The organism is Pseudalkalibacillus sp. A8, from assembly GCF_045920555.1.
GTDB lineage: Bacteria > Bacillota > Bacilli > Bacillales > Fictibacillaceae > Pseudalkalibacillus.
In genome coordinates this window covers 5,179,351-5,190,828 of record NZ_CP174509.1, presented here as the reverse complement: position 1 = coordinate 5,190,828, position 11,478 = coordinate 5,179,351, and the positions used below count along the sequence as shown (strand labels likewise).

Annotated in this window: 10 protein-coding genes; 6 read left to right on the top strand and 4 right to left on the bottom strand. The window is 44.3% G+C overall.

Going from position 1 to position 11,478, the window contains the following annotated elements:
* Positions 1-49: 49 nt before the first annotated feature.
* From ACJROX_RS26090 to ACJROX_RS26080, 3 genes are all read right to left on the bottom strand, one after another.
* Entirely contained in the window at positions 50-112 is a 63-nt protein-coding gene (locus ACJROX_RS26090; protein ID WP_408011785.1) for a hypothetical protein, read from the bottom strand.
* 466 nt (positions 113-578) lie between these two features.
* A complete protein-coding gene (locus tag ACJROX_RS26085) occupies positions 579-845 on the bottom strand; it encodes a hypothetical protein (RefSeq protein WP_408008118.1) in 267 nt (88 codons plus the stop codon).
* A 168-nt stretch (positions 846-1,013) separates the two neighbouring features.
* Positions 1,014-1,244 carry a hypothetical protein gene (locus ACJROX_RS26080; RefSeq protein ID WP_408008117.1) on the bottom strand — a complete coding sequence of 77 codons (231 nt, stop codon included), beginning with the start codon at positions 1,242-1,244 and terminating at the stop codon, positions 1,014-1,016.
* Between the two features lie 254 nt (positions 1,245-1,498).
* On the opposite strand from ACJROX_RS26080, the gene ACJROX_RS26075 reads away from it, so the two are divergent.
* The 6 genes from ACJROX_RS26075 (at position 1,499) to speB (ending at position 9,708) form a co-directional block, all read left to right on the top strand.
* Positions 1,499-2,878 carry a sigma-54 interaction domain-containing protein gene (locus tag ACJROX_RS26075; RefSeq protein WP_408008116.1) on the top strand — a complete coding sequence of 460 codons (1,380 nt, stop codon included), beginning with the start codon at positions 1,499-1,501 and terminating at the stop codon, positions 2,876-2,878.
* Positions 2,879-3,035: 157 nt separating this feature from the next.
* Complete coding sequence (locus ACJROX_RS26070; RefSeq protein WP_408011783.1) at positions 3,036-4,367, top strand: YjiH family protein; 1,332 nt, start codon at positions 3,036-3,038, stop codon at positions 4,365-4,367.
* 151 nt (positions 4,368-4,518) lie between these two features.
* Entirely contained in the window at positions 4,519-5,832 is a 1,314-nt protein-coding gene (locus tag ACJROX_RS26065; protein ID WP_408008115.1) for an aspartate aminotransferase family protein, read from the top strand.
* Between the two features lie 64 nt (positions 5,833-5,896).
* Complete coding sequence (gene gabT / locus ACJROX_RS26060) at positions 5,897-7,246, top strand: 4-aminobutyrate--2-oxoglutarate transaminase (protein ID WP_408008114.1); 1,350 nt, start codon at positions 5,897-5,899, stop codon at positions 7,244-7,246.
* Positions 7,247-7,262: 16 nt separating this feature from the next.
* Entirely contained in the window at positions 7,263-8,705 is a 1,443-nt protein-coding gene (locus tag ACJROX_RS26055; protein WP_408008113.1) for an aldehyde dehydrogenase family protein, read from the top strand.
* 19 nt (positions 8,706-8,724) lie between these two features.
* Complete coding sequence (gene speB, locus ACJROX_RS26050; RefSeq protein WP_408008112.1) at positions 8,725-9,708, top strand: agmatinase; 984 nt, start codon at positions 8,725-8,727, stop codon at positions 9,706-9,708.
* A 445-nt stretch (positions 9,709-10,153) separates the two neighbouring features.
* Here speB and argH read toward each other — a convergent pair whose 3' ends face one another.
* Positions 10,154-11,473 carry an argininosuccinate lyase gene (gene argH, locus ACJROX_RS26045; protein ID WP_408008111.1) on the bottom strand — a complete coding sequence of 440 codons (1,320 nt, stop codon included), beginning with the start codon at positions 11,471-11,473 and terminating at the stop codon, positions 10,154-10,156.
* Between the last annotated feature and the right edge of the window lie 5 nt (positions 11,474-11,478).

Here is an 11,478-nt window from a genome sequence, read left to right as displayed (position 1 = left end):
TTAAACTTACCAGATTCATAGACACTTGGGTCGATTCAAGCGTAGGCTACTAACTTTTTTGGTGATTGAACTGATCAACTTCCCCTATTTCGGAGATGATTTGGGCCGCCATCTTTCCACCTATACTGGGGATTGATCGGATAATCTTTTAATCTTCAAATTTATTTGCAGGGCATCTATCTCTTTAAGTAGTTTTGATAGGTGCCTTTGGTATTGAAGGAGAGTTTGAATGTACATCGTAAGAGTGACAATGTTACTTGTATAAAGATTACGCCATAAAGGGATCTCTTCTATCAGCTACTTCTTTGAAGTATATACGCTTTCTCTAGAGTCCACTTGTATGAACGCTTAGCTCCCTGTTTAAGATTACTTCAGCGATTTGGTCAACACCTATAACACCTTGAGGTGTTTGATAGCAAAGTAGGGTTAATAAAGAGGCCGGAGAATAAAGATGGTTTGTAACAACCCACTTGATGCTTACGCATACATTTTTATTCTTCTAAACTCGTTTTCGCAAAAATTCCTTTCTTTTCAAACGAAGAAAGGAGCTGTATCAAAATGGAAAAAATTTATGAGATTCAACGGATCAGACAGGTGATTTTAGAAGTAGAAGAAGGATAAATCGTATCCCTTCGTTTTCCAGAAGACGCTGCAAGATTGGCAGCAGAATTTATCCAGGAAGATGATTCCAAAAAAGTCATCTCCAATGTACAGCTGATAATAAGTATAAACCAATTGCCATGAGTGATTAAGTAATAAATTCTCATAATTAGATGATTCATCGAAAAAGTGATGTTCATATTGTATATAGGTCCTATTCCGCGTATTTCCCCAATAGCTTCCACATGATGTCTTCCTTCACCTCAATGATTTCTTGAAGAATTCTAAAGGTTCCATACTTTACTTTAAAGGTGTGAATAATTTCCGTTTTATACACTCGGCAACGGTATCGTTTCTTCCTGTTGTCTTCTTTAGAGTTGGCCCTTACCAAAGATGGTAAAGCCATATCTCGATTACAATCTATTTGTATATTCTTCAACATATTCTTCCTTCTCAATATGGTCTTTCATTTGCTGGTGGAATAGTTCCCAGAAGGCTTTATATTCGCATATTTGCTGATGTTTATAATCCCCCACCGCTTCCTTTGCTCTATGGGATAGGGAAGTGCAGATAAGGTGCCAGATGGAAACGATGAAAAGCAGTGTTAGGACCAAAATGATTGCAATCAACCGTTTATTACGCACCGTCAATCCTCCTTGCTTACTTGTACTAAATAGGGATTCAGTCAGGTTTCTTTTTAGTAGTTATGAATGAATGCAGCCTTTTTGTAAAAACCTTCCTTTGTTAAACCAGTAATTTTGCGATAAAGTGGTATCCAAATATAAATAATATTCAAAAATAAATAAATAGTAGATGAATTTGCGAGAGTAGTGTTAATGCGAATAAGTTATTTAAAAATGAATAAATAAAAAGGTTTATAAAGGGGTCGTGGATCAATATGAGAGAAAAAGTTAAAACGTTCGATGAAAATGAAGCTGTTTTGCATTCTTTGAAGGACGATATCCTGATCACAAATTTGGAGGGGATAATTTTAAAAGTTACTGATACAACGAGCAGCATCTATGATATTCTTCCGGACGATCTGATCGGCAGGTCGGTGTACGACTTGGAACAGGAAGGCATATTTACCCCCATTATTACGCCGCTTGTTTTAAAAGCAAGGAAGAAAAAGACAATTGTACAATCGACACATAGCGGCAAAAAGCTGCTTGTGACCGGGGTCCCAGTTTTCGATAATGAAGGAAAACTGTGGCGTATCGTAAGCTATTCGCACGATATTACAGAGTTGATGAAGATGAAGAGCTACTTTATGGAAATGCAGGGTGAGATGGACCGGGTGAAAAATGAGTTGAAGCGGTTAAGGGACAAGAGCTTTAACAATGAGGGAATTATCGCAAAAGACAGGGAAATGGAGAAAAGCCTGCTAGTCGCCAACCAAGTGGCGGAGACCGATGTAAACGTTCTTCTCCTCGGGGAATCCGGTGTTGGGAAAACACAGCTCGCCAAATATATCCATAATCATAGCGGGCGTAAGGATAAGCCGTTTATAGAGGTAAACTGCAGCGCTATTCCGCATTCACTCTTTGAAGCAGAATTTTTCGGATACGAAGGAGGCTCATTCTCTGGCGCCAATTCAAAAGGGAAAATGGGGCTGGCTGAGCTTGCGGAAGGGGGCACATTGTTTCTCGATGAGATTGGGGAATTGCCACTTGAGCACCAGGTGAAAGTACTAAAGTTCATTCAGGAAAAGTCGTTTTACCGGGTAGGCGGGACGAAGGTGAGAAAGGTGGATTTTAGACTGATCTCTGCCACAAACCAACGCCTTGATACCCTTGTGGAGGAGAAAAGATTTCGTGAAGACCTCTACTATCGCCTCAATGTTGTCCCGATCACTATACCGCCGTTACGAAGACGGCCATCTGACATTGTTCTGTTGATCAAGCACTTTCTTGACCTGTTTTCAAAAAAGTATGACCGTGAGCGGGAGTTCGATGAAGCAGTTCTACAGCAGTTGCTCAACAATGAATGGAAGGGAAATGTAAGGGAGTTGATGAACCTGATCGAACGCCTTGTTGTTACATCGCCGTCGCCGATTATTTCGATTCAAGACTTGCCGGAAACCTATGTCCAGAGCAAGGAAGAGCTCTCAGGCATTTCTCATGGACAGAAGCCGTTGAAAACCATATTAAAGCAGGTTGAAAAGCAGGTGCTGATGGAAGCGAAGAAACGGTATAAGACGACTACAGAAGCAGCGAAACAACTTGGGATCAGCCAGCCTTCGGTAGTCAGAAAATTTAAAGAATACGGAATAAAATGAAACCTGGCATGGAACTTGCATTAATAAAGAGTGAATAAATTTTACATGATGAACCGGTTGGTTACGGTTTCATTATAGGAAAGGATGAACGTTATTGAGAGCTGAAAGAAAAGTTACCTTTGAACCTGATACCTCTACACCATCTGTATCCCATCCAATGGGAGATAAACTGAAATTTTTTATACCATCACTGTTTGGGCTGTTTTTGTTTTTAGTCCCAGTGCCTTATGAAGGAAAGTGGACCATCGGAGTAGGTATTCTCGCTGAAAACCTCCAGGCAGTCTTTGAGCCATACCTGCCGTTGTTTATGACATCGGTCCTTGTCTTGTCCGTGGTGCTCTCAGTGATCTGTAGTGTCATGAAGCCAGACTGGATGACCAGCTCGAAATTTTTGAACGATTTATTCAATGTGAGTGGCTTTTGGATTTCGATGAGAATACTCGGGTCTATTTTTGCGATTATGACGATGTACAAGCTGGGGCCAGAGTTTATCTGGTCAGACCTAACGGGCGGAACGGTATTGTTCTCACTCGTTCCCGTTTTAACTACATGGTTTTTATTTGCCGGTCTGTTAATGCCCCTATTGCTTGATTTTGGGTTAATGGAATATATTGGAACGGTGGTAAGGAAAGTGATGCGCCCGTTGTTCAAGCTACCTGGACGTTCTTCCATCGACGCGATCGCATCTTGGATGGGAAGCGGGACGGTCGGTGTGTTAATCACAACCAAGCAATACGAAGAAGGATATTATTCTAAACGGGAAGCCGCTGTCATTGCGACAAACTTCTCCGTTGCCTCAATCGCGTTTAGCCTCGTTGTGATTAGCTTCATCGGCCTGGATCATTTATTCGTTCCGTTTTATTTAACAGTGGTTGTTTCCGGGTTGATAGCGGCGATTGTATGTCCGCGGATCCCGCCATTGTCTTTGAAAAAAGAAACGTATTATGAGCCTGTGGGTAAACAGATTTCAGAGGATGTGCCTGATGGTGTATCCCGATCACAGTATGCGTTTGAACTAGCCGTCACAAAAGCAAGCAAAGTAAAAAGTGCAAAAAACGTGATTGTAAGCGGATTTCAAAATGTGCTCGATATCTGGTTCGGCTTGATTCCGCTGGTAATGGCGCTGGGAACCTTAGCACTCGTTCTTGTTGAGTATACACCTATGTTCGACTACCTCGCTTATCCGATCGTGCCGATTCTTGAGTTGCTTCAGCTTCCTGAAGCCAAAGCGGCCGCTCCGGCTATGCTTGTCGGGTTTGCAGACATGTTCCTACCGGCCGTTGTCGGAAAGTCGATTGAAAGTGAGTTAACACGTTTCGTTATTGCCGGAGTTTCATTAACACAGCTAATCTACATGTCGGAGGTAGGCATACTGCTACTGAAATCTAAGATTCCATTGAATTTCTTAGAGCTTGGCATTATTTTTTTACAGCGTACGATCATTACGCTGCCAATCATTGTTGCAATGGCTCACTTATTCTTCTTTTAAAATAACGGCGTTGCGATGAGATGCTGGTATTTCATGAAATTCACTTAATGATGATTATTGTTAACCTAGCCGAAATTTACAATATTAAATCGACGTAAAGTTCATCCCTTTGCGTCATTTTCAGCCATAAACTAAGCAGGAGAGATGATGAATGACACAAGAATGGAATGGACTTTTAGAAAAGCTATCCTCTAGGCTTGCGCCGAGTATGGCAAAAGACCACCCGAACTTACCGGTTGTGAAGGAAGAAGGGTGCTATTACTGGGGACTTGATGGAAAAAAATATTTGGATTTTACATCAGGCATCGCCGTTACAAATGTGGGGCACCGCCATCCGAAAGTAGTCGAAGCGATCAAAAACGGCGCTGATAAATTTTTGCATGGGCCATCGGGAGTAATCATGTATGAATCGATCCTCCGGTTAGCAGATGAACTAGCTGAAATTACTCCTGGGGATATCGATTGCTTCTTCTTTGGGAACAGCGGTACAGAAGCGATCGAAGGGGCGCTAAAGCTCGCCAAGCATGTGACACAGCGTCCTTATGTCGTCTCCTTCAGAGGCTGCTTCCACGGTAGAACGCTTGGTTCACTCGGTGTGAGTACCTCAAAGAGCAAATACCGCAAATACTTACAGCCAAACGGCTTAACCTACCAGGTATCCTACTATGATCCATCGCAAACAGAACAGGAAGCGATCGCTAAGCTTGAAAGAGAGTTTGCCGAGCTGTTTCAGCACGTGGTTCCTTCCGACGAAGTCGCGGCGGTCATTCTTGAGCCGGTCCTCGGGGAAGGCGGATACATTGTGCCCCCAAAAGGCTGGGTTCAGAAAATCCGCGAGCTATGTGACTGTCACGGGATATTACTGATTTTCGATGAAGTACAAACGGGCTTTGGACGGACTGGAAACTGGTTTGCTGCCCAGACGTTTGATGTGGAACCTGACATTATGGCGATGGCCAAGGGAATTGCCTCCGGCCTGCCTCTTGGAGTAACGGCCGCCTCTCAAGAGTTGATGAAGCAATGGCCGCTCGGAAGCCACGCAACAACGTTTGGCGGAAATCCGCTCGCGTGTGAAGCGGCACTCGCGACGATCGAAGTGATCAGGGAAGAAAATTTACTCGAAAACACAAGGGTTATTGCCTCCTATGCAGCGAAAAAACTGGATGGCCTAAAGCAAAAGCATGAGGTGATTGGAAATATTCGCTCCCTTGGCATGATGATCGGTATCGAAATTTTAGACCCGGACAAACAGGAGCCGGACGGGAAGGCGGTCTTAGAAATTCTCAATCTTGCATTGCAGGAGGGCGTTCTATTTTATCTATGCGGCAATAAAGGCGAGGTTATCCGGATGATTCCGCCATTAAGTGTAACAAAACAACAAATTAATGACGGAATCGAGATGCTTGATCAAGCGTTAGTAAAATATTCTACCCAAAAAAGCAAATTACAGACGACTTTGAAATAGTTGGCATGAAAATTGCATTAGATAACGAATGTCAAATGTTTCTCACAAAGAAAGGATGAACCACATGGATAACGTAGCAGATAACCGAGTTGCCCATTTAAAAACATCGTTGCCTGGACCGAAATCACAGAAACTTACCGAACTGCGACAAAAGCATGTTCCGAGAGGGCCGTTTAATACATCACCCGTTTTTATCGAAAAAGCAGAAGGCGCTTTAGTGACCGATGTTGACGGGAATACGCTCATCGACCTAGCCGGAGCGATCGGCACGTTGAACGCTGGCCATTGCCCTCCAAAGGTTGTCGAAGCGCTAAAAGCCCAATTAGATCAATATATTCATCCTGGTTTTAACGTAATTATGTATGAACCGTATATACAGCTTGCTAAAAAGCTAAATGAAATTACACCGGGGAATTTCCATAAAAAAACGTTCTTTTTAAACTCCGGTGCCGAAGCAGTCGAAAACGCGGTAAAAATCGCTCGGAAATATACTGGAAGAAGAGCAGTCGTTTCGTTCGATCGGGGCTATCACGGCAGAACGCTGTTAACGATGTCCCTCACAAGTAAAGTAAAGCCTTATAAAAACGGATTTGGTCCTTTGGCGACCGATACGTATAAGCTGCGCCATCCGTATTATTATCGGAAGCCTGAAGGCATGACGAACGAAGAGCTGGATACGTTCCTGTTAAAACAGGTAGAAGACTTTTTTATCGGTGAAGTTCCGCCGGAAGATATCGCCGCGTTTATCCTTGAACCGATCCAGGGGGAGGGCGGGTTTATCGTTCCATCAAAATCGTTCGTTCAGCAGCTGAAGAGCCTTTGCGAGGAACATGGCATTTTGCTAATCGCCGACGAAGTTCAGACAGGCTTTGGACGTACAGGAAAAATGTTTGCCTCCGAGCACTTCGAAATTGAGCCTGACCTCATGACTCTCTCGAAATCGATCGCTGCTGGCCTTCCAATTTCAGCAGTTACGGGAAGAGCGGAAGTCATGGATGCGCCAGGTGCCGGCGAAATCGGCGGAACTTACGGCGGAAGCCCGCTCGGTTGTGTCGCTGCTCTTGAAGTGGTTGACATGCTTGAAAATGACGGGCTTCTTGAGCGCGCCAATGTAATCGGGGAAAAAATCATGGCTCGTTTTGAAGCGATGAAGCAGACCGGTGCAGTCGGCGATGTCCGCGGCATCGGTGCGATGTGTGCGATGGAAATTGTGAAAGATCAGCACACTAAGGAGCCTGACAAAGAGCTGACAGGAAAGATTGTCGCCGAGTGCAACCGTCGTGGGGTAGTCATTTTAAGTGCGGGAATCTACGGGAACGTGATTCGCATTTTAAGTCCACTGGTGATTACAGATGAACAGCTCGATTATGCCCTCTCTGTGATTGAAGAAGTAATATCAGAGCTGAAGGCTTAAAAAGGGGGAGGATATGATGACAACTCAAACAGGTAAAAAGAAAAAACTCTTTATCGGCGGACAGTGGGTGGAAGCCAGAACCTATCAATCATTGAAGTCACCGTATGATCAGTCGGAGCTTGCCGAGATTCCGGTCGCTGAGAAGGAGGATGTAACAAAGGCTATTGATGCGGCAGACAGTGCCAGGGAGACACTGAGAAAGATGCCGGCACATGAAAGAGCGGTCATTCTTGAAAATATCGCAAAAGGGTTTGAAGAGAGGCTTGAATTCGCTGCTGAAATACTCGCGAAGGAAGCGGCAAAACCGGTATCGACCGCAAGGGGAGAGGTGCAGCGGACGATCCAGACGTATAAATTTGCTGCAGAAGAAGCGAAGCGGATCCATGGTGAAACGCTACCGCTCGATGCGGCCCAAGGTGGCGAAAACAGGCTTGCCTACACGGTCAGAGAGCCGATCGGTGTTATCGCGGCGATCACGCCATTCAACTTCCCGATGAACCTTGTCGCCCATAAAGTTGGCCCGGCGATCGCTTCCGGTAATCCAGTTGTATTGAAGCCGGCTTCACAGACCCCACTATCTTCCCTGCTTTTAGCGGAAATCGCGGAGAAAGCCGGACTGCCTACAGGGGCCCTGAACGTTGTCACAGGCAGAGGCAGTGTGATCGGCGATGTGTTCGTCAATGATGACAGAGTCAAAATGATTACTTTTACCGGAAGCCCGGCCGTGGGCATTGCGCTTCGCAACAAAGCAGGCTTAAAGCGGGTAACCCTCGAGCTCGGATCAAACTCAGCTGTGATTGTTGATAAAGAAGTAAATATCGACGGATTGATCCCTCGCTGTGTAACAGGTGCTTTCGCCTATCAGGGGCAGGTATGTATCTCGCTTCAGCGGGTGTATGTCCATGAAGATGTTTATGAAGAATATGTGGAAAAATTTGTCGAGAAAGCGAAGGAGTTGAAGCTAGGGGACCCGCTTGATCCATCAACCGATGTGTCAGCGTTAATTTCGCCTGATGATGTCAAACGGGCGGGGTCATGGGTCAATGAAGCGGTTCAAAATGGAGCGAAGCTCGCACTTGGCGGACAATCGAGCGAAACCGTATTTCTGCCAACCGTTTTAACGGATGTCGACCGACAGGAAAAGGTTTCATGCCAGGAAGTGTTTGCACCGATTGTAGTGATCAATAAAGTCTCGTCCGTTGAAGAAGCGATTGGACTTGTGAATGATTCAAGCTACGGCCTGCAGGCAGGCATTTATACGAACGATGTCCATACAGCATTAGACGCGGCCGACCGCCTTCATGTTGGCGGTGTGCTTATTAACGATATTCCGACATTCCGTGTTGACCATATGCCATACGGCGGAGTGAAGGAAAGCGGTGCAGGACGCGAAGGGATCAAATACGCAATTGAAGAGATGACAGAAATGAAGCTTGTAATTTTTAACCGAAACAACTAGAAAAACAGGAGTGATAAACATGTATCAACCGAAGGATTCTTCGAAATCACCGCGTTTTACCGGTGTGAGAACATTTATGAGATTGGAAAATATCCGTACGACCGATGACGTAGACTTTGTCGTTGTCGGCGTTCCGTTCGATACGGCCGCGTCAAACCGTGTCGGCACGCGTTACGGCCCGCAGCATGTTCGTAATTTCTCCGTGCTACTCCGCCCGTATAACCCGGATCAGGAAATCAACATCTTTGATTATTGCTCTGGCGTTGATTATGGCGATATCGATGTGGTTCCAGGGAATATCCACCGTACGTACGACAACATTGTCGAAGGGCTTACGCCGATCCTTAATAAGGATATTACGCCGATCATTATCGGTGGCGATCATTCAATCTCTCTCGGAAATCTACGCGCGTTTTATAAAAAACATGGACCGATTTCACTTGTGCATTTCGATTCCCACGGTGACACCTGGGATAACTACTACGGTGAAAAATACATGCACGGTACGCCGTTCAGAAGAGCCGTTGAAGAGGGGTTGATCGATGTGGATCATTCGATCCAGATCGGCATGCGCGGCCCGCTTTACGGACCGGAAGACATCGAGGATGCCCGTGATCTCGGCTTTGAAGTTATCCCGATGAATGATGTCCGCAAGTTTGGACAGGAGGAAGTGCTACGCCGGATCCACGCGCGTGTAGCAGATGATCGTCCGGTGTTCGTCACCTTTGACATCGACTTTGTCGACCCGGCCTATGCACCAGGCACAGGGACACCGGAAGTGGCCGGTCCGACGAGCTACGAAGCGTTGGAATACGTCCGCGGCTTAGACGGACTCAACATCGTCGGGTTTGATCTCGTCGAAGTGCTGCCTGCTTATGACCATGGCGAAATCACAGCAGCCCTCGCCTCAGCAGTTGCCTTCGAAATGATCACACTCGTCGCAATAAAGAAGAGAAGCGGGTCAGACTCCACCGTGAACAGCAAACGAAAAAATCTACGCTGAATGGAAAGTCTCTTAAACAATTAAACTAGAGACAAGGTACCTTATACCCACTCAGTTGAAAGGAATAGAAGATCATCAGTATTTAAAATACGGATAATCAAGGACACTAGCCAATATGTCCCCTAAAGGTAGACAGGTTAAAAAATAAAATCTGTTTTATCTTTAGGGGGTGTTTTCTCTCCATTTATTGTTACAGCTCCCATTGAATGTCCGAGAAGGTATACTTTCTCTAAGTTTAAATTTTAGAATGAATGGTAGGTTGTACGAGCAGAACTTTAGAGGTGTAGAGTTTGGGAGATCTATTTCTTTTGAGAATACAAATATGGGCTTTACTAGCATTTTAGATTTATACTCGTTGTTAAGTACTTTATTTTAGGGGTTTTTTCCTCACTAAATACAAGAAAAGACCCATTAAATGTGAGTCGATGGGTCTTTGAATATAAATCTACTCTACTAACTTACTTTTTATGCCCCTATTCAGGCTTTTTTGATAATTGATATACTCATAAATATCTTCATCAATAACTGTGCAGAGAGATTTTAGTTCCTCTAATGTTAAATCTTCGATTCCCTTTTCATGGTCTTCGCAGTAAATGACGATGGAGCCTACTACCCCATGTGCGTCTCGGAAAGGGACTCCTTTTTTCACAAGATAATCGGCTAGGTCTGTGGCATTAAGGAACCCGGCTTTCACTGCGTTTTCCATGTTTTCTTTGTTCACCTTCAAGGTGGCAATGATTTCGGACATGATCACTAGGCAAGACAGTGTGGTATCTAGTGAATCAAAAAACGGTTCTTTGTCTTCCTGCATATCTTTATTATAAGCTAAAGGCAATCCTTTCATGGTTGTTAATAAGGAAAGTAATGAACCGTATACCCGACCGGTTTTTCCTCTGATTAATTCTGCGGAATCGGGATTTCTCTTTTGTGGCATAATACTACTTCCAGTGGAATAAGCGTCATCGATTTCCACAAATTGAAACTCTTGGCTGCTCCATAAGATGAGCTCTTCACTTAGCCTACTGAGGTGCATCATGACGATGGAGAAGCACGACATTAATTCCAACAAATAATCGCGATCGCTAACCCCATCTAAAAAGTTATCGACTGGCTTCTCAAAACCTAATACTTTGGCGGTGATCTCTCGATTAATATGATGGGTTGTACCAGCTAAAGCTCCGCAGCCAAGTGGATTTTCATCCATGATCGACATAGCGTTCTGAATTCGCCTTTTATCTCGGTCCATCATTTGATAATAGGCCAACAGGTGATGTTTGAATGTGACAACCTGAGCTCTTTGTAAATGGGTATACCCCGGCATGATTACCGGATTTTCATCTGCTTTCTTTTTTAAACGGTTTTGAAGTAGTTCAATGGCTTCCATTACTTCGGACGATTTCTTTTTCGCATATAAGCGCATGTCGACTGCAACTTGATCATTTCTGCTTCTTGCAGTGTGAAGCTTCTTACCTGTTTCACCAATTCTTTCAATCAAATTCACCTCTACAAAACTATGAATATCTTCATATTCTCCATCAATGAACAGGTTATTATTTTCAATATCGGCTAAAATTGAGTTTAATCCTTCGATCATTTTCTTTCCTTCTGCGCCCGTCACAATTTTGCTCTCGACAAGCATTTTTACATGCGACAGACTACCGGCAATATCCTCATAGACTAGTCTTTTATCAATAGCAAGTGAGCTATTAAAGCTTTCCATTAATTTATTTTCATCATTTCGGAAACGCCCGCCCCAAAGCTTCACAAGTA

Bases quoted from the DNA above. Each gene is read 5' to 3' on its own strand.
- ACJROX_RS26055 (WP_408008113.1), top strand. From the start codon at position 7,263: ATGACAACTCAAACAGGTAAAAAGAAAAAACTCTTTATCGGCGGACAG.
- speB (WP_408008112.1), top strand. From the start codon at position 8,725: ATGTATCAACCGAAGGATTCTTCGAAATCACCGCGTTTTACCGGTGTG.
- ACJROX_RS26065 (WP_408008115.1), top strand. From the start codon at position 4,519: ATGACACAAGAATGGAATGGACTTTTAGAAAAGCTATCCTCTAGGCTT.
- ACJROX_RS26075 (WP_408008116.1), top strand. From the start codon at position 1,499: ATGAGAGAAAAAGTTAAAACGTTCGATGAAAATGAAGCTGTTTTGCAT.
- gabT (WP_408008114.1), top strand. From the start codon at position 5,897: ATGGATAACGTAGCAGATAACCGAGTTGCCCATTTAAAAACATCGTTG.
- ACJROX_RS26070 (WP_408011783.1), top strand. From the start codon at position 3,036: ATGGGAGATAAACTGAAATTTTTTATACCATCACTGTTTGGGCTGTTT.